The sequence below is a fragment of the Flagellimonas algarum genome (assembly GCF_040513375.1).
In the GTDB taxonomy this organism is placed as follows: domain Bacteria; phylum Bacteroidota; class Bacteroidia; order Flavobacteriales; family Flavobacteriaceae; genus Flagellimonas_B; species Flagellimonas_B algarum.
On record NZ_JBEVTG010000001.1, the window covers coordinates 980,324 to 1,005,278 of the forward strand.

At 48.4% G+C, this 24,955-nt stretch carries 21 protein-coding genes; 16 read left to right on the top strand and 5 right to left on the bottom strand.

Annotated features, from left to right (window positions below; translation table 11 throughout):
• Nucleotide 1: 1 nt before the first annotated feature.
• Complete coding sequence (locus ABV409_RS04520) at nucleotides 2-760, bottom strand: helix-turn-helix domain-containing protein (protein ID WP_353876354.1); 759 nt, start codon at nucleotides 758-760, stop codon at nucleotides 2-4.
• 222 nt (nucleotides 761-982) lie between these two features.
• Between ABV409_RS04520 and ABV409_RS04525 the strand changes: the two genes are divergently transcribed.
• From ABV409_RS04525 to ABV409_RS04555, 7 genes are all read left to right on the top strand, one after another.
• Nucleotides 983-1,378 carry a type III secretion system chaperone family protein gene (locus tag ABV409_RS04525; protein WP_353876355.1) on the top strand — a complete coding sequence of 132 codons (396 nt, stop codon included), beginning with the start codon at nucleotides 983-985 and terminating at the stop codon, nucleotides 1,376-1,378.
• A 2-nt stretch (nucleotides 1,379-1,380) separates the two neighbouring features.
• Nucleotides 1,381-2,097 (top strand): PspA/IM30 family protein, encoded by a 717-nt coding sequence (locus tag ABV409_RS04530; protein ID WP_353876356.1) that lies wholly within the window; start codon nucleotides 1,381-1,383, stop codon nucleotides 2,095-2,097.
• Nucleotides 2,098-2,142: 45 nt separating this feature from the next.
• Entirely contained in the window at nucleotides 2,143-2,853 is a 711-nt protein-coding gene (locus tag ABV409_RS04535; RefSeq protein ID WP_353876357.1) for a hypothetical protein, read from the top strand.
• A 34-nt stretch (nucleotides 2,854-2,887) separates the two neighbouring features.
• Nucleotides 2,888-4,954: an SPFH domain-containing protein gene (locus tag ABV409_RS04540; RefSeq protein ID WP_353876358.1), complete on the top strand. Its 2,067-nt coding sequence runs from the start codon at nucleotides 2,888-2,890 to the stop codon at nucleotides 4,952-4,954.
• A 76-nt stretch (nucleotides 4,955-5,030) separates the two neighbouring features.
• Entirely contained in the window at nucleotides 5,031-5,375 is a 345-nt protein-coding gene (locus ABV409_RS04545; protein WP_353876359.1) for a biotin/lipoyl-containing protein, read from the top strand.
• A gap of 70 nt (nucleotides 5,376-5,445) precedes the next feature.
• Complete coding sequence (locus ABV409_RS04550; RefSeq protein ID WP_353876360.1) at nucleotides 5,446-10,323, top strand: DNA repair ATPase; 4,878 nt, start codon at nucleotides 5,446-5,448, stop codon at nucleotides 10,321-10,323.
• A 289-nt stretch (nucleotides 10,324-10,612) separates the two neighbouring features.
• The gene (locus ABV409_RS04555; RefSeq protein ID WP_353876361.1) at nucleotides 10,613-11,206 is read left to right on the top strand and encodes a hypothetical protein; all 594 of its coding nucleotides are present in this window, start codon (nucleotides 10,613-10,615) and stop codon (nucleotides 11,204-11,206) included.
• Nucleotides 11,207-11,212: 6 nt separating this feature from the next.
• Here ABV409_RS04555 and ABV409_RS04560 read toward each other — a convergent pair whose 3' ends face one another.
• Nucleotides 11,213-11,968, bottom strand: a complete 756-nt coding sequence (locus ABV409_RS04560; RefSeq protein WP_353876362.1) for a sulfite exporter TauE/SafE family protein — start codon at nucleotides 11,966-11,968, stop codon at nucleotides 11,213-11,215.
• Between the two features lie 165 nt (nucleotides 11,969-12,133).
• Here ABV409_RS04560 and ABV409_RS04565 point away from each other — a divergent pair, with 165 nt between their 5' ends.
• The gene (locus ABV409_RS04565) at nucleotides 12,134-13,945 is read left to right on the top strand and encodes a sodium:solute symporter family protein (protein ID WP_353876363.1); all 1,812 of its coding nucleotides are present in this window, start codon (nucleotides 12,134-12,136) and stop codon (nucleotides 13,943-13,945) included.
• Nucleotide 13,946: 1 nt separating this feature from the next.
• A complete protein-coding gene (locus ABV409_RS04570) occupies nucleotides 13,947-15,035 on the top strand; it encodes an acyltransferase family protein (protein WP_353876364.1) in 1,089 nt (362 codons plus the stop codon).
• On the opposite strand, the gene ABV409_RS04575 is transcribed toward ABV409_RS04570, so the two are convergent.
• Nucleotides 15,032-15,622 (bottom strand): riboflavin synthase, encoded by a 591-nt coding sequence (locus ABV409_RS04575; protein ID WP_353876365.1) that lies wholly within the window; start codon nucleotides 15,620-15,622, stop codon nucleotides 15,032-15,034. The two genes, ABV409_RS04570 and ABV409_RS04575, sit on opposite strands and share 4 nt — an antisense overlap.
• Before the next feature lie 55 nt (nucleotides 15,623-15,677).
• On the opposite strand from ABV409_RS04575, the gene pdxA reads away from it, so the two are divergent.
• The 7 genes from pdxA (at nucleotide 15,678) to ABV409_RS04610 (ending at nucleotide 21,867) form a co-directional block, all read left to right on the top strand.
• On the top strand, nucleotides 15,678-16,754 hold the full coding sequence (pdxA, locus tag ABV409_RS04580; RefSeq protein ID WP_353876366.1) for a 4-hydroxythreonine-4-phosphate dehydrogenase PdxA: 1,077 nt from the start codon (nucleotides 15,678-15,680) through the stop codon (nucleotides 16,752-16,754).
• A 100-nt stretch (nucleotides 16,755-16,854) separates the two neighbouring features.
• Nucleotides 16,855-17,385: a YceD family protein gene (locus ABV409_RS04585; protein WP_353876367.1), complete on the top strand. Its 531-nt coding sequence runs from the start codon at nucleotides 16,855-16,857 to the stop codon at nucleotides 17,383-17,385.
• Between the two features lie 6 nt (nucleotides 17,386-17,391).
• Nucleotides 17,392-17,592 carry a 50S ribosomal protein L32 gene (rpmF, locus tag ABV409_RS04590; RefSeq protein WP_353876368.1) on the top strand — a complete coding sequence of 67 codons (201 nt, stop codon included), beginning with the start codon at nucleotides 17,392-17,394 and terminating at the stop codon, nucleotides 17,590-17,592.
• Between the two features lie 174 nt (nucleotides 17,593-17,766).
• Nucleotides 17,767-18,762, top strand: a complete 996-nt coding sequence (locus ABV409_RS04595; protein WP_353876369.1) for a beta-ketoacyl-ACP synthase III — start codon at nucleotides 17,767-17,769, stop codon at nucleotides 18,760-18,762.
• A 24-nt stretch (nucleotides 18,763-18,786) separates the two neighbouring features.
• Nucleotides 18,787-19,281, top strand: coding sequence for an acetyl-CoA carboxylase biotin carboxyl carrier protein (gene accB / locus ABV409_RS04600; RefSeq protein ID WP_353876370.1), 495 nt, complete (start codon nucleotides 18,787-18,789; stop codon nucleotides 19,279-19,281).
• Nucleotides 19,282-19,358: 77 nt separating this feature from the next.
• The gene (gene accC / locus ABV409_RS04605) at nucleotides 19,359-20,711 is read left to right on the top strand and encodes an acetyl-CoA carboxylase biotin carboxylase subunit (RefSeq protein WP_353876371.1); all 1,353 of its coding nucleotides are present in this window, start codon (nucleotides 19,359-19,361) and stop codon (nucleotides 20,709-20,711) included.
• 34 nt (nucleotides 20,712-20,745) lie between these two features.
• On the top strand, nucleotides 20,746-21,867 hold the full coding sequence (locus ABV409_RS04610; protein WP_353876372.1) for an NAD(P)/FAD-dependent oxidoreductase: 1,122 nt from the start codon (nucleotides 20,746-20,748) through the stop codon (nucleotides 21,865-21,867).
• Here the strand turns inward: ABV409_RS04610 and ABV409_RS04615 are convergent.
• Together ABV409_RS04615 and ABV409_RS04620 are read right to left on the bottom strand one after the other, a co-directional pair.
• The gene (locus ABV409_RS04615; protein WP_353876373.1) at nucleotides 21,864-22,526 is read right to left on the bottom strand and encodes an ABC transporter ATP-binding protein; all 663 of its coding nucleotides are present in this window, start codon (nucleotides 22,524-22,526) and stop codon (nucleotides 21,864-21,866) included. The genes ABV409_RS04610 and ABV409_RS04615 overlap by 4 nt on opposite strands.
• Before the next feature lie 46 nt (nucleotides 22,527-22,572).
• Complete coding sequence (locus ABV409_RS04620) at nucleotides 22,573-24,948, bottom strand: ABC transporter permease (protein WP_353876374.1); 2,376 nt, start codon at nucleotides 24,946-24,948, stop codon at nucleotides 22,573-22,575.
• Between the last annotated feature and the right edge of the window lie 7 nt (nucleotides 24,949-24,955).

The following is a 24,955-nucleotide window of genomic DNA, read 5'->3' on the forward strand; positions in this document are numbered from 1 at the left end:
CTTATCGCAGCATTTCATGAAGTTTCTGCACGTCTTGGTGCACCAGGGTCAACCGTCCTTCGATCATATCCGAAAAGTCCGGGATGCGGTGACAGAACACCTGCCGAATTTCCCAGAGCTCCTTGATGGCCGAAACGGGCATTACGATATCGACGATGTTCTTATGGTCCGTTTTCAGCGTGATTTCACCCGACGAAAAGAAAAACCGCCTGAAGATGAGCGCTTCGGCAGTGACTACCACACAATACGCCCCTTTTTCCACTTTCTTGAAATCCTTTTTGGTTACAGCTTCCCCGATAATGATGTCCTTGGGGTAAAAGCCCCGGTCCAGATGGGTCATCTCAAGGTTTTGGACTTCGAAAGCCCGCGAAGAATCCGGCCGATCCACAGGCAATTGAAGTTTGGGAAGGCCTTTGAGAAAAGCCTCGTCTTCATACGAAAAAGGATAGTCCGAAATATAGGTGCCCGTGACACAACCGATTTCTGGAAAACGGTCGTTTACGATCTTGGTCGAGTCAGTGGTCAGGTCCGCTTTGAATTTCAAGAGCTCATTGACCGTAAGTTCGTTGGTCAAGAGGTCGTCGATCGTGATACTAAAATAATTAGCAATTTTGATAATCGTATCGATTTTCGGTTCACTTCGCTGCTCTTCATAGGCTCCCAGAGTCGCACGTTTCAGGTCGAAAATCTCTGAAAAGGCCTGTTGGCTCATGTTCTGGACACTACGGATTTTCTTGATGTTCTTGCCGAAGAAAGACATAATTTGCTAATAATATTTGCAAATATGAAAATTATTTGCTATGTTTGTTAGGTAAATATAGCAATTTATGTGGTCGCGACCCGTTATTTTGCTGAAAAAAATAGACATTTTACAAATTTAGCTATGATTTTTAGCCATTTTATATGGATGGATTCATGAAAAGGCAGTAATTTATAGCTTCATTTGAGAGCGACAGTATAAACAGAAACCAGCCCAAAACGCATGGAAGATAATTTTCAAAAGGTCAAAGCATATCTACAACAATTGGATCTCGATATCGCCACTGAAAACCAGGAGGAAGGTATTTTGGTCATCAATAAGGAACAAGAAGGTATCAAAAACCTGATCTTAGGGGTATTTACCCCCATATTGATCATCGAGCAGCACATTTTCGATATCGCCCAAGGCGATGCCAAAATCTATAAGGAGCTCCTCAAAAAGAACAGGGATATCGTGCATGGGGCTTTCGTACTCGATGAATCCGGTGAAAAAGTAATCTTTAGGGACACCCTCAGATTGCAACACTTGGATCTCGACGAACTCGAGGGATCCTTAAATTCCTTAAGCCTATTGCTAAGTGAATATGCCGATCAAATTATAAACTATTCAAAACAATAAACATGGTAAATTTTTTCAAAAGACTATTTAAGATCGGCGAAGCCGAGGCGAATGCCGTAATCGACAAGATGGAAGACCCCATCAAACTGACCGAACAAGGGATACGTGACATGAAAGGTGATTTGGAAAAAAGCCTCGAATCCTTGGCGCAAGTCAAGGCCTTGGCCATTCGTTCCAAGAACGACACCGAGGAGTTTTTGGCCAAGGCCGAAGACTATGAGCAAAAAGCCATGCTGATCCTTCAGAAAGGCCATAAGAACGAAATCGATACCACAGAGGCCGACCGTTTGGCCAAAGAGGCCCTTGTTAAAAAGGAAGCCGCGAACCAACAGGCCGCCCGTAGCAAAAGCGACACGGAAAAGTTCGAAGGCTCCGTGGCCAAACTCGAGAAGAACGTGCAAGAGATCAAGCAGAACATTTCCCGATGGGAAAATGAACTCAAGACCTTAAAAGCCAGGGTCAAGGTGTCTAAAGCCACCAAGAACCTCAACAAGCAAATGGCTGAGATCGACAGCTCGAGTACCGTCTCGATGTTAGAGCGCATGAAAGAGAAAGTGCAGCAAGAAGAAGCGCTGGCCGAAGCCTATGGCGATATCGCCAACGCTTCCAAATCCATCGATGAGGAAATCGACAAGGCCGCCGATGTATCGGAAGCCAATGCCGATGCCGATTTGGCGAAGCTCAAGGAACAATTGGGCCTGAATGACAAGAAATCGTAACAACGAACACCACCGAAGTAATCACATCATAAACACCGACCGACATTGGAACAGTATTTTGACATCCTTTTTTCACAGGTAAACAGTACCCTGACCATTCTTTTGATCATCCTCATCGTTTACTGGTTGATCACCATGGTCAGCGGTCTCGACTTCGACCTCGACGTTGATGTCGACGTTGACATCGATGCCGATGTCGACTTGGAAGTGGACACCGGAATCGAAGGGGGAAGCATGGACTTTTCCGATGTCGCGAATGCAGAGGTCGACCGTGAACACGTCGTCAACAAAAAAACACGCAAACTGAAATGGTGGCAGATCGTGTTGATTTATTTCAACTTTGTCGGATTGCCGTTTATGTTCACGTTCACGTTTTGGATCTTCCTTTGGTGGATCATCAGTGTACTGGCCACAGTACTTACCTTCAGCTATGACAATAGCTTTGGGTTCGTCATCGTACTGTTGGCCATCGTTCCCTCCCTGATACTGACCAAGATCGTCACCACGCCTTTCAAGGCCTTTTTCAAAAACCTGAACAAAGACGGTGACGAGGCGGTCGATTTTCTAGGAAGGGAGGCCATTTTGCAATCGACGGTTTCCGGTGATAAACTGGGCAATGCCGAGGTGAATGCCAACGGAAACATCATGAACATCTATGTCAAATCGCTTGATGGTTCCGAATTGCGGTTCCGCGAAAGCGTGCTCATCATCAAACAATCGGACGACAAAAGCTTCTTTTTCGTAAGCAGATCATAAGTCAATTTAAACAACTAAAAATCACATTATAACTATGGAAGGAATCTTACCTATCATCGTAACGGCATTGGGAGTCTTGCTGTTTCTAATCATCGTATACTTTGCGATCATCGCCCTGTTCTATAAAAAGGTGCACCAAGGGGAAGCTTTGGTACGTACCGGGTTCGGGGGTACCAAGGTCGCTACGGACAAAGGGCTCTACGTCGTACCTGTTTTTCACCGTGTCGAGGTCATGGATATCTCGGTAAAGAAGATACAGATCGAACGTATGGGTGTCGAAGGATTGATCTGTAAAGACAATATGCGTGCCGATATCAAGGTAGCCTTCTTTGTGCGCGTCAACAACGAAGTGGATTTCATCAAAAAAGTGGCACAGACCATCGGGGTCGCCAGGGCTTCCAGAAAGGAAACCTTGGAAGACCTTTTCGAGGCGAAATTCTCCGAAGCCTTGAAGACCGTTGGAAAGAAGTTCGAGTTTACCGCCCTCTATGAAGCCCGTCGCGAATTCCGCGATGAGATCGTCGATATCATCGGTACCGACCTCAATGGATATACCCTCGAAGACTGCGCCATCGATTACCTCGAGCAGACCTCGGTATCGCATTTGAAACCCGACAACATCCTTGATGCCGAAGGGATCAAAAAGATCACCGATCTGACCGCGGCGCAAAACATCAAGGCCAACCTGATCAAAAGGGATGAGGAGAAGATCATCCGCAAGCAGGATGTCGAGGCCCGGGAAGCGATTTTGGAATTGGACCGACAATTGGCCGAGAAAGAGGAACAACAAAAACGGGAGATCGCCAATATCAAATCGCGTGAAGAGGCCGAGATCATGAAGGTGGCCGAAGAAGAGAAACTCAAATCGGAAAGTGCCCGTATCGCCACCGAAGAGAAATTACAAGTGGCCGAAGAAAACAAACTACGCCAAGTGGTGGTGGCCCAAAAGAACAAAGAGCGTACCGCCGCCGTTGAAACCGAACGTGTTGAAAAAGACCGTGCCCTAGAGGCTACCGAAAGGGAGCGCGTGGTCACCCTGGCCCAGATCGAGAAAGAAAAGGTCGTTGAGGTCGAGAAGAAAAACATCCAAGATGTGATTCGCGATCGCGTCATGCTCGAAAAAGGCGTAGTCGAAGAGCAAGAGAACATGAAGGACATTCAAGCGTTCAAAGGGGCCGATCGTGAGAAACAAGTGAAAGTGACCCTTGCCGAAGCCGCGGCCCAAGAGGATCTGATCAAGACCTTGAAAGCGGCCGAAGCCCAGAAAGAGGCAGCCAAGCAAAAGGCCGAAGAGGTCAATATCGAAGCCCAGGCCCATAAAGAAGCCAGTGAGAAAGAGGCCGAAGCCCGTAAGACATTGGCAGAGGCCAAAGCCAAAGAAGAAGCGACCATTGGTCTATCGGAAGCCGAAGTGATGCACGCGAAAGCCGATGCTTCCGAAAGGCAGGGTACGGTCGAAGCCTTGATTATTGAGAAAAAAGCCAAGGCCGAAGCCGCAGGAATCGAAGCCAAAGCCGATGCGATCAAGAAAGAAGGCTTGGCCGAGGCCGAGGTTATCAAGGAAAAAGCCATCGCCGATGCTGCCGGTATCGAAGAAAAGGCCAATGCCATGAAGAAGCTTGACGGTGTCGGAAAAGACCATGAGGAGTTCAAACTGCGATTGGAGAAAGAACTACAGATCGATTTGGCCCATATCAATATCCAGAAGGAAATCGCCGATGCCCAGGCCCGTGTGCTTTCTGAAGGATTGAAAGCCGCGAATATCGATATCGTCGGTGGGGAGTCCATGTTCTTTGATCAAATCGTCGGACAGATAACCCGCGCCAAAGGCTTCGATCGATTGCTTCAGCACTCCGAGCAGGCCCAAGACATCAAAGATGCGATTTTGGGAACCGAAGATGTGGCAGGCAATTTATTGGGCCGCATCAAGGAATTTGCCGTTCAGTACGATATTTCATCCGAAGATCTGAAGAACCTTTCCGTGGCCAACCTTCTGCTGCAATTGAAGTCAAGGGCAACGAGCAACGACGAGGGCAATATGTTCGAAAACTTGTTGAACCTGGCCAATAGCCTTGGATTGGGCAACAAGAAATTGAAATAAGGATAGGCAGGCCCTGCCTTCTACAAGGGGTAGGGCATGCTTTCTATAGCGAACATTCACGAGAGACACCCCTTCTATGTTGAACCGTTTTATACGTTGGATAAGTGGTTTGGGAACCGCCCAAAACGCGACCCTTGAACACCAAGGGAAACGACCGCACTCCAACGCTGGTCATGTGGTCAAAGGGCATAGTCAAGTGGTTCGGGTACCCGATTTGGGATATGGCCAAAGCTATCGCCTAACGAAATGGCACAAAGAACCTGGGGATCACATTCGTTCGGGAGACATCGTTTGCAGTTTAGAGAATGAAACGATCCTCTTCGAATTTGAAAGTTTATACAGTGGTCGGTTGCAATATCGCATTCCGCTGAACCAAAAGATGGAAGTGGGCGAAGTGCTGTTCCATATCGAAGGGATGTAAGCGCATCCCGCCGATCGGCCAACGACTGAAGAAAATAAATAGGGCAGCAAGCAACGAATCAAAAACAACAATGCAGGAAGAACAAGAACATACGCCTAGCAATACCCTACTCGATGATGGCACCTATGAGATCATCCGGGCCCGCTTAAAGGAGCAGAAAAACGCCTTGCAAACACGGCTTAATCAGCTCAACGAAAGCCGAAAGCAGGTTTTTGGAAGCGTCGTGACCCAACTGATTGCCAACAATCGAATCAACACCGAGAACAATTGCATTGCCCGTGACATCATCACCATTGGCGAACACACCATTTTGGGCTATAATGTCCATTTTGGGTTGCGTACCCAGATCAAATTGGAAGATGTGTTCGGCGTTTTTGCGTATCAAGATGGGGGGTTCGTAGCCCAAAACCTCTCCTTGATCGATGACGAGGTGTTCTTGAACGACTTCGTCAACCTCTATAAGTACTACCGAAATACCATTTTCAGCAAGTTTGCCGTGGTGGGCAACTACCTGCACATGGTTTTTCAGCTTAGCGAAAGCACCTCCGATATCAAAACCTTCAAATGGTTGATCAAAGACGGCAGTTTGCGCTATCAAGACAACCGTAGCGACCATGAATTCAGAATGCCGGCCCAGCATGGGTTCCATTGGGTGGAGACCGACCGCGACATGCAGCGCTACGGCGATTTCCCCCATGTATCCATTCTAGACAAGGTATTCGTTGAAACCGTTGGGGGCGACCTTACCATCAAGATCGAAGACAATACCGATGAAGGCCTGGGGATCTTCAGTGAAGCCGTCGAACATCAAGACCAAACACTCGACGACGGGCAGTTTCGCTATGCCGAGATCGGTAACCTCATCGCCATTGAAATCAAGCCGTTTCAAGAAGAACCGCGGTATTTCGTATACAACCACAAGATCCAAGAGGTCAAGAAAATACCCAGCATCAAAAATGCCTGCATCCTGCTTCCCAATGACCAAGGGGTCATTTATCCGAACGGATATTACTTACAATCCGGGGCTTTTAAGAAGTTTGAAAACGACTTGGGCAAGGTGCGGTTTCAAGAGAAGGTCAGCTCGCCCAATGGCGAAGACTTTCTCTATGTTTTTTACGAAAGTGAAACGGGGGTCTATGTATTGATGTCTTACAACGTCATTGAGCAAGAAGTGAAGACCCCGATCATTTGTAACGGGTTTACCTTGCTTAAAAACGGGGAGCTCTGTTATTTCAAGACCGATGGCGAGCAAACCAAGCACCATGTCATTCAAATTTGGCAGACCACCTTTATGAAAGGGACCGAGATCCCGTCCGAACATACCGACACCTTGTTGTACAAAATCGGCAATAAGGACATCGTAGCGGCCATGGCCGAATGCCAATCGTTGATCACCCTTTTAAACAAAGAAGATAGCTACAGCGGGCTCTACGACGACCTGGTTAAGTTCGCGACCGACATTCTTGATAGTTATTATTGGATCCATGAGGAAGAGGCCCATGAGCTCAACCTGCCATTGATTGCCATCAACGATACGGCCAATGCGGCGATCGATGAATTCGAAAAAGTCGTGCAACTTCGTAAAACGGCCGCTTCGACCACAAAAGCGACCCAAGAAACCGCAGCCGCACTTTTTGGGAAGATCAAAAGCAGCTCCTTCAAATCGATCGATGATTTCGTGAAGATCTTATCGAACCTCCGCTCGTTTCGGGGTGAGGTCATCGGTTTAAAGGAAGTACGCTATGTCGATGTTTCCTTTATTGAAGAATTGGAGGTCCAGATCGCTGAGCAGACCGAAAAGGTTTCGCAACGCTGCGTGCTATTCCTTATCGATGACAAAGCCCTATTGCCTTATCAAGACCGCGTGTCCGAAAAGCAGCAGCAATTGGAAAAGGTGGTCAAGGTCGTCGACACCAAACAACTACAAGACGAGGTGAACCAGATCGCGGTCGACCTCGAAATGCTCATTGAGATCGTTTCGAACCTCAAGATCGAAGACACTTCGCAAACCACGAAGATCATCGACAACATTTCCCTGATCTTCGCGTCGATCAACCAGCTGAAGGCAGGGATCAAGAACAAGATCAATGCGCTTTCCGTCGAAGAATCGGGTGCCGAATTCGCGGCCCAATTGAAATTGGTCGATCAGAGCGTGATCAATTACCTCGATATTTCGGGTACCCCTGAAAAGACCGATGAATTGTTGAACAAGGTGGTGCTCCAACTTGAAGACCTCGAAGGGCGCTTCGCCGATTTCGAGGACTTTATCGCACAGATCATCGAAAAGCGCGAAGAAGTATACAATGCCTTTGAAGCCCGTAAAATGGCTTTGGTAGAGGCCCGTAACAAACGCACCGTGGCCTTGGAAAATTCGGCCAACCGCATTTTGAAAGGGGTGCTTAAAAAATCGCTGACCTTCGACAACCTGAACGACATCAACGGATATTTCGCCGGAGACCTTATGGTGAGCAAGATCCGCGATATCGTGCAGCAGCTGTTGGAATTGGAAGATTCCGGCAAGGCCGAAGCCATAGAGACTGCGGTCAAAGTGGCCAAGGAAGATGCGATTCGAAAGCTGAAAGACAAGCAAGACCTGTATGAAGATGGAGAGAACATCATCAAATTGGGCAAGCACAAATTCGGCGTGAACAAACAGGTATTGGACCTCACCATCGTCTATAAGGATGACCGTCTTTTTTACCATTTGACGGGGACGGATTTTTACCAAGAAATCGAAAACGAGACCTTGACCAAATCCCAAGCCTATTGGAACCAAGAGCTGGTTTCCGAAAACCAGCAGGTATACCGTGCGGCCTATTTGGCCTATAAGATCTTCAAGGCGAACGATGCAACCGAGTTGCATGCCATGTCGAAATCGGCCTTGAAGCAACTCGTGGTCGATGCCACGAGCAAAAACTATGCGGAAGGCTATGTGAAAGGGGTGCATGATGAGGATGCCCATAAGATCCTAATGGCACTGGTGGCGAAACATCACGACTTGGGAGTGCTGACCTACGCCCCTAACATCAGGGCCTACGCCCAATATTTTTGGCAGACCCTAGACGCCGATGCGGTCAGCCATTGGAACGATTTGCTGAAAAATGCAGGACAGGTTGTAAAGACGTTTCCGAACAGTACCGCCCATGATAAGGTCGTGGGCCAATTGGCTGAGGCCATTTCGGAATTCGCGGAGGCACAACAGTTGTTCGATGCCGGACAAAGTCACGAAGTGGCCCGATATCTTTTTAAGGAAATCAAGGAGCACTACGATTTCTCGGTCAGCCATACCGCCTTGGAACGCTACGGGCAATTCGCCAAAGCGCTTAAGGGCAAAAAGCTGTATTCGAAAGTAAAGGAGAAGGTGGCCATCGACCCCCATCAGCAGATCGACGACCTTCAAGAACGGATCACCTTGGCTTGGCAATGGGTCAAGGCCTATTTAAGCGATGGCGCTGATGAACACTATTTGCATGAGGTGTGCTGCCTGTTTTTATTTCCCCATGGACCGAGGGTCATCAGTGCGAGCCCCAAAGTGGATATCGCTAAAATGAAGGGCAGTCATGAGCGTTTGAACGAGGGGGTCTTCGCCTTTGATTATCATGGGTTCATTGCCGCATTAGCGCATTTCAGCAAGCATGAGGTCGTTGCTTTCAATGCGTTCGCCAAAGCAAAACACGAGCTGACCGAGCAAGTGAAAGACGACTTGAAATTGGAAGGCTTCAAGCCCAGGGTCTTATCATCTTTTGTACGCAACAAGTTGATCGATCAGGTCTATTTCCCGTTGATAGGCGACAATTTGGCCAAGCAACTGGGCAGCGCCGGTGAAAACAAGCGCACCGATAGAATGGGGATGCTGCTTTTGATATCCCCGCCCGGGTACGGAAAGACCACCTTGATGGAATACATGGCGAACCGTTTGGGGTTGATCTTTATGAAGATCAATGGCCCTGCGATAGGTCATGAGGTCACTTCGGTCGATCCGAATACCGCATCGAATTCAGCGGCGAAAGCCGAATTGGAAAAATTGAACCTGGCCTTTGAAATGGGGAACAATGTCATGCTGTATTTGGATGATATCCAACATTGCAATCCGGAGTTCCTCCAAAAGTTCATTTCCTTGGCCGACGGTACCCGAAAAATAGAAGGTATTTATAACGGCGTGGCAAAAACCTACGACCTGCGGGCCAAAAAGTTCTGTGTTATCATGGCCGGAAACCCCTATACCGAAAGCGGGGATAAGTTTCAGATACCCGACATGCTGGCGAATCGGGCCGACATCTACAATTTGGGGGATATCATAGGCGATACCGCCGATCTGTTCGAACTCAGTTTGATCGAGAACGCCCTGACGTCGAATCCGATCCTGCAACAGTTGAGCAGCAAATCGTTCGAAGATGTATACGAACTGATCCATATGGTGACCAGCAATACCGAAGACACCGCTGCCCTCAAAGGCAACCATACCCGGCAAGAGGTGCAAGACTATCTGTCCGTTTTGGCCAAGGTAATCGAGGTGCGCAATACGGTTTTGCAAGTGAACGCGACCTATATCAAATCGGCGGCGATGGAAGATGCCTATCGAACCGAACCGTCTTTCAAGTTGCAAGGATCTTACCGCGACATGAACAAATTGGTAGCGAAGATCGTACCGATCATGAACGATTCGGAACTCGATACGCTCTTGTTGTCGCATTACGAAAGCGAGTCACAGACCTTGACAAGCGCTGCAGAGGCCAATCTTTTGAAATACAAAGAGCTGACCCAATCGTTGACCAAGGAAGAACAGGCACGATGGAAAAGCATCAAAGCCACCTTTGTCGAGCAGAACAAAGCGAAAGGGCTTGGGGATCAGGCAGCCATGTTCCAGTTGTTGCAGCAGGTTTCGGAGTTCAACAAGCATCTTGGGGGCATTCAAAAGACGCTGCAGCAACAGTTGAACGGCAAATAAAGGGGAAAAAAAAGCTTGGGATATTCCCAAGCTTTTTACGCCGACCAACTTCAATTCCAGAACCCATACCATTTTTTAGGGTATTGAGACCCTAGCTACGCTTTGGATTGGTAGTAGTAAGGAGGTATGACGCTTAGTGCCAGCCCACTTCTCTAAAACTCCCGTTTTCGATGAAAGCATGCATCCCAACTCACCCAAATGGGGGACTTACCTACAAAATCATAAAGGTTGCGCGATGGTCTTTGTCAGGTTACCTCATAACCTTTAGTTTTCAAGAAATGCACAACCCATGAAAACCCTATTCATAATTGCACATTTCATTTATTTTTTCCCAAACATCAACGATATCCCTTTTTTCATTGAGAAAATTAATAAGGATGGTCCTGAGTTTTTATGCAAAGTTCCAACGACTATCGAGGAACTAAGTGATGGTGTGGTTATCGACGCCTATGATTTTGCCGATGGTGACGAAAAGAGTTTGGGTCTATTGGGTTTTTTCAATGTCAACATAAAAAAACACGAACGGGTCACCGTGGTTGAATACCTACAACGAGGTTCGATGCATTGTAACGGGAAAGTATCAAAATTCGGTATAGGTGCCCGCATGATGATGCGGGTGACCAGTCATAATAAAAAGGCCCGCCTCGACACACCACAGCAGATTACAGCCAGCGTCATTTTTGGCCATGCGACCGTTAAATTCAGCATGCACACCTTTGGGATTACAGGTCCGGGAATCGCCGACCTCAACCAAATCGGATCAATCAATGAGAACACCTATGCCAGTTTTATATCCGGCATTTCGGAATTGCTTGCCAAGGCCTATGACGGTGACGGGCGATACATCATCAAACCACAGCGGCTGAGGGCCGAAGGCCTATAATGGAACTCAACGGAACAAGATCGCCACGGCGCCAACTGCCGTAACGGCCAAAATGAAATAGCGATAGCTTTGCTCCCCGATTTTCTTGACCAAAAATACCCCGGTGACCAAGCCGACCAATATAGCCGGCAGCAGTTTGAGATTGATTTCTAGGGTTTCTGTTGAAATGGTCTCCCAGACGAAAAGGTGAAAGGGCAATTTGAAGGCATTGGTGATCAAAAACAACCAGGCCGCAGTACCCACAAAGGCATTTTTGGGCAATTTGAGAGCTAGAAAAAAGATGTTGGTAAAGGCCCCCGCCAAATTACCGATCATGGTGCAAATGCCGGCCAAGATGCCAATGCCCCCTGCGAATCCCCAATGTTCGGGCACGGCTTTGGTCTTCATCCGATCCCAGTACACCAAAACGCCCAAGCTGAGGTAGATGATGACGACCATGCCGATCTTGAATTCGGTCTCCGGCAGATCCTTCCCCAAAAAGGTGCCCAGTAAGATACCCGCGAGCATCCAAGGCAAGAATCGCAGCAAATACTTCCATTGGGTATGCCGATTGTAATAGAGTACTGCGAACACATCGCCGACCAATAATAGGGGAATGATGAGTCCCGTCGATTGCCGGGCACCAAAGGCCAATGCCATTAAGGTGACATTGAAGATCGACATGCCTTTCAAGCCGGCTTTCGAAACCCCCATTAAAAAGGACGCGGTAAAGGCCAATACCCAAGAGGAGGTTGAAAGGTCGATGGTCGAAAGTGTTTGCATACAGGCTAGCTACCGCAAAAATACCCATTCTCCGCTCAAGGGCGAACCGTCTTTTGCCGTTGATAGCATTTTGTCATTCTTTGCTAGGAATGTTGCAAAAACAAGGGGGCGTTCAAGGCCGTGCCAAAAAAGTAATATCTTTAGAAATCAACCAATTAATAAACTATGCAACTCAGTACCCTCGACTATGTGCTGATTTTCGGCTTTTTTGCCATCGTGCTCTCTATTGGGATCTACGTATCGAAAAAATCAGGCAAAGACTCCTCTGAATACTTTCTTTCAGGCCGAACCATGCCCTGGTGGCTGCTGGGCCTTTCGATGGTCGCCACGACCTTTTCGACCGACACCCCCAATTTGGTGACCGATTTGGTTCGCTCGAGCGGAGTCTCCGCCAACTGGGGCTGGTGGTGTTTTTTGTTGACGGGCATGCTGACGGTTTTCGTCTATGCCAAACTCTGGCGTAAGTCGAATGTCAAGACCGATCTGGAATTCTATGAACTGCGCTATGGGGGAAAGCCCGCAAGCTTTCTTCGCAAGTTCCGCGCCGTGTATTTGGGCATCCTGTTCAATGTGATTACCATGTCGGCCGTAACCTTGGCGGCGATCAAGATCGGCGGCGTCATGTTGGGCTTGGAACCTTGGGTCACCGTGGTGGCCGCAGGCCTGATCACTGTCGTTTTTAGTGCCTTAGGCGGATTCAAAGGGGTGGTCTACAGTGATTTTCTCTTGTTTTTCGTGGCCATGGCCGGGGCTATAGGCGCTGCGGTCTATTTGGTCAACCTCCCTGAAGTTGGGGGTATCGAAGCCATTTTACAGAACGAAAACGTCAAGGATAAACTGAGCATCCTTCCAGATTTCAGCGATAAAAAAGCCTTGATTACCATGCTGATCATTCCCCTTGCGGTACAATGGTGGAGTTCATGGTACCCTGGCGGTGAGCCCGGAGGCGGGGGGTATATCGCCCAGCGCATGCTGGCAGCGAAAAATGAGAACCACGCCATTGGGGCGACCTTCTTTTTCAACATCATGCACTATGCTTTGCGGCCTTGGCCTTGGATTTTGGTCGCTTTGGCCTCTTTGGTCATCTATCCGGATGTGGCGAGTATACATGAGGCCTTTCCGAACGTAGCGGCTGACAAATTGGGCCATGACCTGGCCTATTCGGCCATGTTGACCAAATTACCCAGCGGCTTATTGGGCATCGTTTTGGCCTCTTTGGTCGCAGCCTATATGAGCACGATTTCTACGCAGCTCAATTGGGGGTCGAGTTATATGGTGTTCGATTTTTACAAACAACAGATCAATCCGAACGCCACTGAAAAGCAGATGGTCGCCGTTGGGCGGTTGTCAACGGTGATTTTGATGGTTTTGAGCGCCTTTTTGGCCTTGGCCATGCAGAACGCAATGGGCATCTTCAACTTGCTGCTGTCTTTTGGAGCGGGCACGGGACTCATCTTTATCCTGCGCTGGTTCTGGTGGCGGATCAATGCGTGGAGTGAGATAACGGCCATGTTCTCATCGGGCATTTTGGCCATTCTGTTGGAGACCACCTCCTTGAGAGGCTTTTTGTTCGGCGCCGAAAATGGCTTGTTGCCCGACTGGGGCGAACTGCCCTTTATCATGGTCATCACCACTATCATTTGGTTGACGGCCACCTTTGTGACCCAACCCGAGTCTAAAGAAGTCTTGCAACAGTTCTATAAGAAAATCCAACCTGGAGGTCCAGGCTGGTCTAAAGTCATCGCGGAAGCCGAAGAGGAATCGGTCGATATCGTCGAGGAGGGTGCTAAATGGAGTGTGCCCTCGGGGATTACCGCTATGTTATTGGGGGTATTGCTAATCTACACCATCATGTTCGCCACCGGATACTGGATCTATGGAGAAACGACCTTGGCGATGGTACTGACCGCTGTGGCGGCCGTAGCGGGGTACCTGCTTACCCGGGTTTGGAATACTATGAAAGACAACATCCTTTGATATGAAAAATAGAATCCTTTCGGTCGATATCTTTCGGGGCATGACCATCGTGTTGATGATCTTGGTGAACACACCCGGCACCTGGTCGAATGTCTACGCCCCTCTTTTACATGCGAAATGGCATGGGTACACCCCAACAGATCTGGTTTTTCCGTTTTTTCTGTTCATCGTGGGCACCTCGATTGTCTTCGCCTATCAAAACAAGCAAGCTTCCCCCGTGATTTATAAGAAAATCACCATACGAAGCCTAAAACTGATTGGCTTAGGATTGTTCCTCGGGGCCTTCACCATCAGTTTTCCCTTCATTAAAGAGTTCGCCGACATCCGTTTCCCGGGGGTATTGCAACGTATCGGCGTCGTCTTTTTCTTTGCGGCCTTGTTGTTCTTGAACCTGCATTGGAAAAAGTTGATCTGGGTGGCGGTTGCCTTGTTGGTGGGGTATTATTTGTTGATGGCCTTCGTACCCGTTGAGGGGGTGGCCTCGACCTTTGAGCGCGCTCCGAACAACCTGGCCAACTATATCGACGTACAGTTGTTCGGCACCCACAACTACAAGCCCGATTACGATCCAGAGGGATTGTTGAGTACGATTCCTTCGGTGGTGAGTTCCCTGTTGGGAATCTTCACCGGATTGATCTTGGTATCGAAACAGCAAAAGAAAGCCACCCTACTCTTTGGCATCGGTGGCGGCCTTTTGCTTTTAGGACACCTCTGGGATTTTATCTTTCCGATCAATAAAGCCCTTTGGACCAGCAGCTTCGTGTTGGTGACCGCAGGCTGGGCCAACATTGTTTTGGCGCTGATCTATTACTTGACCGATATCAAGGACATCCGATTCGGAAGTATCTTTCGCTACGCCGGGGCCAATGCGATCGTGGTCTACTTCCTATCGAGCTTTATTAGCAAGTTGTTTTACCTGATCAAGGTGGATGGGGAGACCTCCCTCCATGGCTGGTTGTTCCAAACGATTTACGTACATGACGGCCTATCGATGGAACTTTCTTCCTTGCTCTACGGATTGACGGTAGTGGGTTTTTATTGCCTGCTGGCCTATGTGCTTTACAAGCGGAAGATCTTCATCAAGGTTTAGTCACGCAAGGTAATCAAGCGGGCCACATACTTTCCGATCACATCGAATTCAAGGTTGACCGTATCGCCTACCTTATAGCTATGGAATCGCGTATGCTCGTAGGTATACGGAATAATGGCCACACTGAAGGCATCACGTTTGGAGTCGACAACGGTCAGGCTTACGCCGTCAACGGTAATCGAACCTTTTTCAATGGTGATATTCCCTAAATCGGGATCGTATCGGAAGCTGAAGAACCAGCTGCCGTCCTTTTCCTCAATGGCGGTGCAGGTCGCCGTCTGGTCGACATGGCCTTGTACGATATGCCCGTCGAGCCGTGCACCCATTTTCATCGCCCGTTCGAGGTTGACCACGGATCCCTCGCTAAGACCTCCTAGGCTCGATTTTTCCAAGGTTTCGGCAATGGCCGTTACCGTATACCCCGTATCGTTCAAGGCAATGACGGTCAAGCAAACGCCATTGTGCGCCAGGCTCTGATCGATCTGCAGTTCGGGAGCGAGTTCTGAATCGATCGTGAGGTGTAAATTCGAACCTTCGGCCTCCAATTTCGCCACGGTTCCCAGGGTTTCAATAATGCCCGTAAACATAATCGTATAATTAAGTAGCTTTGCGTGGTAAAATTAGGCAATGCGTTTTTGATTTATGGGCGAACAGCGAAAAATACGGTTGGGAATTTCAGTGGGTGATTTGAACGGCATCGGCTGCGAGGTCGCACTTCGTTCCTTCGAAGATGCCCGAATGCTCGATTTCTGTACACCGGTCCTATTCGCTTCGAACAAAGCGATATCACACCAAAAACAGACCCTGGGCATCCCGATCAGCTTCAATGGTATCCGAGAGGCATCAAAGGCGGTTGACGGCAAGTTGAACGTGGTCAACGTTTGGAGAGAGCCCTTTGAGACCGAATTCGGCCAAGCTACCGGATTAGGGGGTGAATTTGCGATCAAGTCCTTGCGAGCGGCAGTGGCGAGTTTAAAGAAAAACGAAATCGACGTTTTGGTGACCGCCCCGATCAACAAGAACAACATCCAATCGGAAGCTTTTAATTTTCCGGGGCATACTGATTTTTTAGCCCAGGAACTCGATGGCGAAAGCCTGATGTTCATGGTGGCAGGTTCGCTCCGCGTCGGTTTGTTGACCGATCATATTGCGGTGAAGGAGGTAGCGGCGAGCATCAGTTCGAAGGTGGTGCGCAATAAGGTGCTGACCATGCTGAAATCGCTGAGAATGGATTTCGGCATCCGAAAACCTAAAATCGCCCTGTTAGGCATCAACCCGCATAGTGGGGATAACGGCACGATCGGCGAAGAAGACGAAAAAGTCATGAAACCCACCATTGAAGGCCTATTCAATGAAGGGCATTTGGTTTATGGGCCCTATTCCGCAGATAGTTTTTTCGGTTCAAACGGCCATCATAAGTTCGATGCCATCTTGGCAGCCTATCACGACCAAGGCCTGATACCTTTCAAAACCCTGTCGTTCGGGCAAGGGGTGAACTTCACCGCCGGACTTTCAAAAGTACGTACTTCACCAGACCACGGAACGGCCTATGAAATCGCCGGTCAAGGCAAGGCCGATGCCAGCTCGTTCAAAGAGGCGGTATTCACGGCCCTCAAGGTATTCAAGAACCGAATGGAGTTCGCCGAACTCACCCAAAATCCGCTAAAAAAGCAAAACCCCAAGAACCATAACAAAAAAGGGAAGGGGGCAACGGCATAAAACCCTATTTTTATTTGGTTTAGGAATTGTGCTTTTGCAAATAAATGGTATCTTTGCCCCCGCCTTATCAGGCTGATGCACAAATGATAAGTGTAGGAACATGAAGTTGAGAGCGTTTTATATTCCATTTTCGGGACTAAAACAGGGAAAACACGAATTTGCGTATTCAATTGACAATGCGTTCTTTGAATCTTTTGATTACCAAGAGTTTAACGACTCAGCGATAGAAGTCGTGGCCGTTTTGAACAAAATGAGCACCATGATGGAACTCGAGATAACGGCCAGCGGAACGGTCAACGTCAATTGCGATGTAACCAATGAACCGTTCGACCTGCCCCTTAGCGCGAGTTTGCCGTTGGTCATTAAATTCGGGGAGGAATTCAACGATGAGGATGATGAAATCCTGATCCTTCCGCATGGCGAACACCAGTTCAGCATCGCACAGTACATGTACGAAATGCTTGTGTTGGCCGTTCCCCAGAAACGGGTGCATCCAGGAGTTGCCGATGGAAGTTTGCAATCGGAAGCCCTCGATAAACTCGAAACCCTTGGTTTGAAAGAAGAGAACGAGACATCAGAACAGACCGACCCGCGATGGGACGATTTAAAAAAATTATTAAACGATAAATAGGTAACGATGGCACATCCTAAAAGAAAAATATCAAAAACCAGAAGGGACAAAAGACGTACCCATTACAAGGCCACTATGCCAACCATCGCCAAAGATCCTTCAACTGGCGAGATGCATTTGTTCCACAGGGCGCACTGGCATGAGGGCAAATTGTATTATAGAGGTCAGGTTTTGATCGACAAAGCCGAAGAGGAAAACGCTGCCTAAGCGACTTCGGATACCGAAAAAATGGAACTCCCGACGTGAAGAATGTCGGGAGTTTTTTTATGGGGCGAATTTTTCGAAAACAAACAATTTTGGCACAAAAAGTCATGGAAAATCACTATTTTTCACCGCTTTTGGGTCAAAAACACAACTTTTTGACCAAAAATGAAGGGCAATATGACTAAACTAAAAGCAGCAATTACCGCTGTTGGGGCCTATCTCCCAGAATTCGTTTTGACCAATAAATTGTTGGAGGGCATGGTCGATACCAATGATGAATGGATCACTAGTAGAACCGGAATCAAAGAACGAAGGATCTTGAAGGAAGAAGGCAAAGGCACCTCCTTCATGGCCATCAAAGCCGCAGAAGACCTTATGGCCAAGACGGGTTTGGATCCAAAAGACATCGACATGATCATCATGGCTACGGCCACTCCAGATCTTCCGGTCGCAGCGACCGGTGCCTACGTGGCCTCCGAGATCGGAGCAACGAACGCCTTTTCATATGACCTTCAAGCCGCATGCAGTAGCTTTCTTTACGGCATGTCTACCGCCGCTTCGTATGTGGAGTCGGGCCGTTACAAAAAAGTGTTGTTGATCGGGGCCGATAAGATGTCTTCGATCATTGATTATACCGACCGTACCACCTGTATCATTTTCGGTGATGGGGCCGGGGCCGTTCTATTCGAACCCAACGAAGAAGGTATGGGCTTGCAAGATGAGTATCTACGATCCGATGGGATCGGACGACAGTTCTTGAAAATCGATGCCGGCGGATCGATCTTACCCGCAAGTACCGAAACGGTGAACAACAAACAACACTATGTGTTTCAAGACGGGAAATCGGTGTTCAAATTCGCGGTTTCGAATATGGCCGATGTTTCCGCCAAGATCATGGAGCGCAACGCATTGACCCATGAAGACGTGCATTGGTTGGTACCGCACCAAGCCAACAAACGGATCATTGATGCCACTGCAAGGCGTATGGGCCTAGATGATGCGAAGGTGATGATGAACATCCACCGATACGGCAATACGACTTCGGCCACCTTGCCGTTGCTTTTGCACGATTATGAAAAACAACTGAAAAAAGGGGATAATCTGGTATTCGCGGCCTTCGGGGGCGGATTCACATGGGGTTCCGTTTACCTGAAATGGGCCTACAATTCATAACATCAACTAACTAAATCAAATTCAATGGATATTAAGGAAATTCAAAGTCTAATCAAGTTCGTGGCCAAATCCGGTGCCAGCGAAGTGAAATTAGAAATGGAAGACGTCAAGATTACCATTCGAACCGGTAGTGCCTCGTCTACACCTGAAACGACCATCGTTCAGCAAATTCCAATGGCGCAGGCCCCCGTGGCTGCCGCTCCGGCGCCCGTCGCCGCTGAGACCCCAGCCGCACCTGCAGCTCCCGCTGCTCCCGCCCCTGCGGATGATGAATCGAAATACATCACCATCAAATCACCGATCATCGGTACCTTCTATCGCAAACCTTCTCCAGACAAACCTGCTTTCGTCGAAGTGGGATCTGATATCAAGAAGGGCGACGTGCTTTGCGTCATCGAAGCGATGAAGCTATTCAACGACATCGAATCGGAGGTCGCCGGTAAGATCGTCAAAGTTTTGGTCGACGATTCTTCACCAGTAGAGTTCGATCAACCCTTGTTCTTGGTCGACCCGAGTTAAGCCGTACCCTTCCAAACCCTAATCCGATCTGTTCGGGAAACCAGGGTTGTGAAATCAAAGCGTTCAAAACTTAAGCTATGTTCAAAAAAATATTGATAGCCAATAGGGGGGAAATCGCACTTCGCGTCATCCGTACCTGTAAAGAAATGGGGATTAAGACGGTCGCGGTATATTCCAAAGCCGACGAGGAAAGCCTTCACGTCCGTTTCGCCGATGAGGCGGTATGTATCGGACCCGCTCCGAGTAAGGAATCCTATTTGAAGATCCCGAACATCATCGCCGCTGCCGAGATTACCAATGCGGATGCCATCCATCCAGGATATGGATTCTTGTCCGAGAATTCGAAATTCTCAAAAATCTGTGCAGAGCACGATATCAAGTTCATTGGGGCCTCTGGGGAACAGATCGATAAAATGGGAGACAAGGCCACGGCCAAAGAAACCATGAAGAAGGCGGGCGTGCCTACCATTCCTGGTTCCGAGGGCTTGTTGAAAGACGCTGCCGACGCCAAGAAGGTCGCCAAGAAAATGGGATATCCCGTTATGATCAAAGCTACCGCCGGTGGTGGTGGTAAAGGGATGCGGGCCATTTGGAGCGAAGACGAATTGGAGAGCAATTTTGAAAGCGCCGTGCAAGAAGCGACTGCCGCTTTTGGAAACGGGGGCATGTATATGGAAAAATTGATCGAAGAACCGCGCCATATCGAAATCCAAGTGGTCGGAGATCAATACGGGAAAGCCTGTCACCTTTCTGAGCGGGATTGTTCTGTACAGCGTAGGCACCAGAAATTGACCGAAGAGACACCATCACCCTTTATGACCGATAAATTGCGGGAAGAAATGGGTGCTGCCGCGGTCAAAGCCGCTGAATACATTAAGTACGAAGGTGCGGGTACCGTCGAATTTTTGGTCGATAAACACCGGAACTTCTACTTTATGGAGATGAACACCCGGATCCAGGTCGAGCATCCGATTACCGAACAGGTCATCGATTACGATTTGATCCGCGAGCAAATTTTGGTTGCCGGAGGGGTACCGATTTCTGGAAAGAACTACGTTCCGAAATTGCATTCGATCGAATGCCGTATCAACGCGGAAGACCCTTACAACGACTTTAGGCCGTCTCCCGGAAGGATTACGACCTTGCACACTCCTGGAGGTCATGGTATCCGATTGGATACGCACGTTTACGGCGGGTATATCATTCCCCCGAACTACGATTCGATGATCGCCAAGTTGATAACCACGGCCCAAACCAGGGAAGAGGCGATCAACAAAATGCGCAGGGCGCTGGACGAGTTCGTAATCGAAGGGGTGAAGACGACCATTCCATTCCATCGCCAGTTGATGGACCATCCTGATTATTTGGCCGGGAATTACACCACCAAGTTCATGGAAGATTTCGAAATGGACGATAAATACCAATATTAAGAGACGCCCCGACCTTGGTCGGGGTTTTTTGTATATGGAATTAAGCTATTGGGAACATAAAACCTGGTTTTCGAACGTCGATTTTACCGTTGTAGGCAGCGGTATCGTTGGCTTGAATTGTGCGATTGCCTTGAAGGATCGGTACCCTAAGGCCAAAGTCTTGGTCTTGGAGCGCGGCTCGCTACCTCAAGGGGCCAGCACCAAGAATGCGGGTTTTGCCTGTTTCGGGAGCATATCCGAAATCGTTGCCGATTTGAAACACCATAGCGAACAGGAAGTGTACGATTTGGTCGAACAACGCTGGCAGGGCATCCGTTCGCTGCGTTCCTTATTGGGTGATGAAGCGCTTTCTTATCAAAACCTGGGGGGACACGAACTGTTTTTAAAGAAAGATACCGCCTTGTTCGAATCGTGTAGTGACCAATTGGATCGAGTCAATGGGCTTTTGGAACCTATTTTCGGCCAAGACCCGTTTCGTAAGCAGCCGAACCGCTTTTCGTTCGAAGGCGTGTTAGACCATTATATTTCGCATCACTATGAAGGCCAAATCGACACCGGTCACATGATGCAACAGTTGCTGCTTATGGCTCAAGGCAAGGGCATATTGCTCCTCAATCGAATCGAGGTGACCGCTTTTGAGGATTTAGGTGCTAAGGTAGCGGTACAAACCGATGGTTTTGATTTTGAGACCGGCACCTTGTGCGTGGCCACCAATGGATTCGCCCAACGGTTATTGAATGAAACCGTTGATCCGGCCAGGGCCCAGGTCTTGATCACCGAACCCATTGCAAACCTTCATATCAAGGGTACTTTCCATTTCGATGAGGGCTATTATTATTTTAGGAACATTGATGACCGAATCCTGTTCGGAGGAGGCCGCAATCTCGATTTCGAAGGCGAAACGACCGATCATTTTGGCCAGACCGAAGTCATCCAAGCCCAGCTCGAACGGTTGTTGAGAGACATCATCCTTCCGAATAACAAGATAGCCATCGATCAAAGATGGAGTGGGATCATGGGTGTGGGAACACAGAAAAAACCCATCATCAAAGCCCTTTCGAACAGGGTGTTCTGCGGGGTCAGGTTAGGAGGTATGGGCGTCGCCATCGGAAGCCATGTCGGGCAGCAGTTGGCCCAATTGGCGAACAAGGCTTAGACCATACGACCGTCCAACAAATTGATCGTTCGCGAACCGTAAGCGGCGTTCTTTTCCGAATGGGTCACTTGAATGATGGTCACCCCATCTTGGTTCAATTGTTTGAACAATTCCATGATTTCTTCCCCTTGTTTCGAATTCAGGTTTCCCGTGGGCTCGTCGGCCAGTAAAAGCTTGGGTTTTGAGATAAGGGCCCGGGCGACACCCACCAATTGTTGTTGACCACCGCTCAACTGGGCCGGAAACAGGTCTTTCTTGCCGACGATATTGAATCGATCCAACATATCGGCAACCATGGCCTTGCGCTCTGAACCTTTGTATTTTTTATACAATAAGGGCATTTCAAGGTTTTCTTGCACAGTAAGGTCATCAAGAAGGTGATACGCCTGGAAAACGAAACCGATGTACTCTTTATAGAGGTTCGAACGGTGCTTTTCCTTTAGGGTGTGTACCGATTCATCAAGGAAGTTATACTCCCCTTCGTCGAATTGGTCCAACATTCCGATCACGTTGAGCAAGGTCGATTTTCCCGACCCCGAAGGACCCATCACCGAGATGAACTCCCCTTCCTCGACGGAAAAGTTGATGTCTTTCAATAAAAAGATACGTTGGCCACCGGAGTTGACCCATTTGAAGATGTTATTTAGTTCTAATAGCATGGTCTAAACTTATTTATTCTTTTCGTAATTCGGGCGAAAAACCCGTTTATTCATTATGCAGGATTTCGGCCGGGTTCGTTCTAGCAGCCCGTATCGCTTGGCTGCTAACGGTCAAGATGGCAATGGCCAAGGCTATGGTTCCGGAAAGAACGAAATACCAGACGTTCAATGGAATATGGAAGGCGAATTGCGACAACCAGTCTTTGGCCAGAAGATACGCAACGGGTAAGGCGATGCACATGGCGATCAAAACGAGTTTCACGAATTCGCTCGATAACATCAGGGTGACCTGCTGTGCGGTTTGGCCCAATACCTTGCGAATACCGATTTCCTTTTGTCGTCGTTCGGCCGAAAAGGTCGCCAGACCGAAAAGACCCAGACAAGAAATCAAAATGGCCATGATGGCGAAATACTTCGATAGGGTCGATACCCGTTGTTCAGAGCGATATAAAGCTTCGTACTGGCTATCCAAGAAGCGGAAATCGAATTCGAGACCGGGGTTGAACTCCGCATATAGTTTTGTCAGGGCAGTGATGGTGGCTTGTTCTTGACCGGCTTTGATCTTCACGACCAAATTACTCACCCATTCAGTGCGACACAATAAAGCCATAGGGGCGATGTCGTTATAGAGCGATTGGATGTTGAAGTCTTTCACAACACCAATGATCTCACGGTTAGGACCCCGCATGTCGATTACGGTACCAATCGGGTTCTCAAGCCCCATGACCTTAACGGCGGTTTCGTTAAGAATGATCTTGTTTTCATTATCGGGACGCTCATTGATATAGCTACGCCCTTCTTTGAGTTCGATACCCATGGTTTCGATGAATTCAGGCCCCACATGCGCATGCCGGAAGGTGATGTCCTTAGAAGCTTCGGATTGACCGGGCCAGGTATGCCCGCTGGAGGCGTTGCTGAAATTGGTCATTCCCCCTTGCATATAAGTAGCATTGACGACACCTGGCAGTTCTTTGGCCTCGGTCAAGAAGGCATCCATATTGTTGATCAGGGCATCTTGTCGTTCGAAAACAATCACATTATCGGTATCATAGCCCAGGTTTTTGGATTGGATGTAATTCAACTGGTTGTAAATCACACTGACCGCAACGATCAATAGGATCGACACGCTAAATTGAAAAACGACCAGTCCCTTGCGTACCATCAACTCGGTAAAAGAACTACTGGTGGTACCTTTGATGATCTTAACAGGGTCGAATTTGGTCAGGTACAAGGCCGGGTAACTTCCAGAGAACAGTCCGGTGATCAATGTGATTAGAACGAGCACCGTCAAGGCTGACCCCTCAATCCCAAATTCGAGCTCCTTACCGGTGACTGAATTGAACCAGGGTAATAAAAGGGTAGCCAGGAGTATGGCGACCCCCAAGGAAAAGAATGCAAGCAAGATGGATTCGGATAGGAATTGAACGATCAAGGTCCTTCGTTTGGCCCCAATGGCTTTTTTGACCCCAACTTCTTTCAATCGTCTCGAAGCCCTTGCTGTCGAAAGGTTCATAAAGTTGATGCACGCAATACAAAGGACGAATAGGGCCACGATGGAGAAGAGGATGACATAGTTGATACGGCCACCGGCTTGTTGGCCATTGACGAACCTACTGTATAGGTAATTGTCGCTGAACTTGGTAAAGAGCACTTCGTCTTTCACATATTCACTGCGCTCAGCGATAAAGCTTTTCATTTTTTCATTGAACTGGTCGATATCCGTTTCAGGACGCAGCAAGGCGTAGACACTTGAACTATTGCTGTACCATGCGATATCATTGGGGTCACGGTATTTTAAAAAGGTCCTAAATGGCAATATGAAATCGAAGCGCTCCGAAGAATGCTTCGGTACTTCAAAGACCCCGGAAACCGTGAAAACTTCATCGATACCTTCTTCACCTTCCTTAATCGAGAGGCTTTTTCCCACTACTTCGACCCCGGCACCGAAGAAGTTCTCTGCCAAGGCTTTTGAGATCAACACCGAGTTCACATCCGTTAGTACCGTATTGGCATCGCCGGTTAAGAGCGGATAGGAAAACACCTTGAAGAAATCGTCGCTGGCCATGATGCCGAAAGCGCTTAGTTTCTTGTTATCGGATTCCAATCGCGCATTATTATCAAATTCATAGATCGCTGTGGCCAACTCAACTTCGGGTACTTCCTCTTGCAGGGCGGTCAACATCAGACTCGAATTGGCGGAGGAGGTAAACACACCTTGTGCACCTACAGGAAAGGTGCGGCGTACCTGATACAAACGTTCATCGTTCTCATGGAATTTATCAGTGGCCATTTCATCGGATACCCATAGGAAAACCAACAGTACACAGACCAGACCGGATGAAAGTCCGACCAAATTGATCGTAAACGTACTTTTGTGCCTTTTAATGTTCCGGATAAAGAACAGGAGATTGTGTTTCAACATGTGCTGT

Bases quoted from the DNA above. Each gene is read 5' to 3' on its own strand.
- ABV409_RS04520 (WP_353876354.1), bottom strand. From the start codon at position 760: ATGTCTTTCTTCGGCAAGAACATCAAGAAAATCCGTAGTGTCCAGAAC.
- ABV409_RS04525 (WP_353876355.1), top strand. From the start codon at position 983: ATGGAAGATAATTTTCAAAAGGTCAAAGCATATCTACAACAATTGGAT.
- ABV409_RS04530 (WP_353876356.1), top strand. From the start codon at position 1,381: ATGGTAAATTTTTTCAAAAGACTATTTAAGATCGGCGAAGCCGAGGCG.
- ABV409_RS04540 (WP_353876358.1), top strand. From the start codon at position 2,888: ATGGAAGGAATCTTACCTATCATCGTAACGGCATTGGGAGTCTTGCTG.
- ABV409_RS04545 (WP_353876359.1), top strand. From the start codon at position 5,031: ATGTTGAACCGTTTTATACGTTGGATAAGTGGTTTGGGAACCGCCCAA.
- ABV409_RS04550 (WP_353876360.1), top strand. From the start codon at position 5,446: ATGCAGGAAGAACAAGAACATACGCCTAGCAATACCCTACTCGATGAT.
- ABV409_RS04555 (WP_353876361.1), top strand. From the start codon at position 10,613: ATGAAAACCCTATTCATAATTGCACATTTCATTTATTTTTTCCCAAAC.
- ABV409_RS04560 (WP_353876362.1), bottom strand. From the start codon at position 11,968: ATGCAAACACTTTCGACCATCGACCTTTCAACCTCCTCTTGGGTATTG.
- ABV409_RS04565 (WP_353876363.1), top strand. From the start codon at position 12,134: ATGCAACTCAGTACCCTCGACTATGTGCTGATTTTCGGCTTTTTTGCC.
- ABV409_RS04570 (WP_353876364.1), top strand. From the start codon at position 13,947: ATGAAAAATAGAATCCTTTCGGTCGATATCTTTCGGGGCATGACCATC.
- ABV409_RS04575 (WP_353876365.1), bottom strand. From the start codon at position 15,622: ATGTTTACGGGCATTATTGAAACCCTGGGAACCGTGGCGAAATTGGAG.
- pdxA (WP_353876366.1), top strand. From the start codon at position 15,678: ATGGGCGAACAGCGAAAAATACGGTTGGGAATTTCAGTGGGTGATTTG.
- ABV409_RS04585 (WP_353876367.1), top strand. From the start codon at position 16,855: ATGAAGTTGAGAGCGTTTTATATTCCATTTTCGGGACTAAAACAGGGA.
- rpmF (WP_353876368.1), top strand. From the start codon at position 17,392: ATGGCACATCCTAAAAGAAAAATATCAAAAACCAGAAGGGACAAAAGA.
- ABV409_RS04595 (WP_353876369.1), top strand. From the start codon at position 17,767: ATGACTAAACTAAAAGCAGCAATTACCGCTGTTGGGGCCTATCTCCCA.
- accB (WP_353876370.1), top strand. From the start codon at position 18,787: ATGGATATTAAGGAAATTCAAAGTCTAATCAAGTTCGTGGCCAAATCC.
- accC (WP_353876371.1), top strand. From the start codon at position 19,359: ATGTTCAAAAAAATATTGATAGCCAATAGGGGGGAAATCGCACTTCGC.
- ABV409_RS04610 (WP_353876372.1), top strand. From the start codon at position 20,746: ATGGAATTAAGCTATTGGGAACATAAAACCTGGTTTTCGAACGTCGAT.
- ABV409_RS04615 (WP_353876373.1), bottom strand. From the start codon at position 22,526: ATGCTATTAGAACTAAATAACATCTTCAAATGGGTCAACTCCGGTGGC.
- ABV409_RS04620 (WP_353876374.1), bottom strand. From the start codon at position 24,948: ATGTTGAAACACAATCTCCTGTTCTTTATCCGGAACATTAAAAGGCAC.